This is a genomic window from Caballeronia sp. GACF4, from assembly GCF_023631025.1.
Lineage (GTDB): Bacteria > Pseudomonadota > Gammaproteobacteria > Burkholderiales > Burkholderiaceae > Caballeronia.
The window spans coordinates 1-700 of record NZ_JALQDW010000008.1; the positions used below are offsets into that span (position 1 = coordinate 1).

At 62.7% G+C, this 700-nt stretch carries 1 protein-coding gene; it reads right to left on the minus strand.

Features of this window, described 5'->3' with window-relative positions; genetic code table 11:
* Nucleotides 1-73: 73 nt before the first annotated feature.
* Nucleotides 74-700, minus strand: a 627-nt coding sequence (locus tag NCR40_RS09855) for an electron transfer flavoprotein subunit beta/FixA family protein (RefSeq protein WP_250509349.1), incomplete at its 5' end; no start/stop codon positions are given.

Here is a 700-nt window from a genome sequence, read left to right on the forward strand (position 1 = left end):
GCCGCCGCTACCGTGTTCAACGTCGCGGCCTTGATGGACGCGTTGTCGTGTTCCGCAATTACCAGAATCGTCATCAGATCACCTTCGCTTCGTTCTGCAACTTCTCGACCAGCGTCTTGACATCGGGCACCACCACACCCGCCGAACGCTTGGGCGGCTCGACGACCTTCAGCGTCTTCAGTCGCGGCGCGACGTCCACGCCAAGGTCGGCCGGCTTCACGACCGTCAGCGGCTTCTTCTTTGCCTTCATGATGTTGGGCAGCGTCACATAACGCGGCTCGTTCAGGCGCAGGTCGGTGGTGATGACAGCGGGCAGCTTCAGCGACAGCGTTTCCGCGCCGCCGTCGACTTCGCGCGACACGGTGGCTTTGCCGTCGGCCACGACGACCTTCGATGCAAACGTCGCTTGCGGCAAGCCTGCCAGCGCGGCGAGCATCTGTCCGGTCTGATTCGAGTCGTCGTCGATTGCTTGTTTGCCGAGGATGACGAGTTCGGGCTTTTCTTGATCGACCAACGCCTTGAGCAGTTTGGCGACGGCAAGCGGCTGCAACTCATCGACGGACTCGACGAGAATGGCGCGATCCGCGCCGATTGCAAGCGCCGTGCGCAGCGTTTCCTGGCATTGCGTGACGCCGCACGACACGGCGATCACTTCGGTTGCCACGCCCGCTTCCTTCAGACGCACCGCCTCTTCCACGGC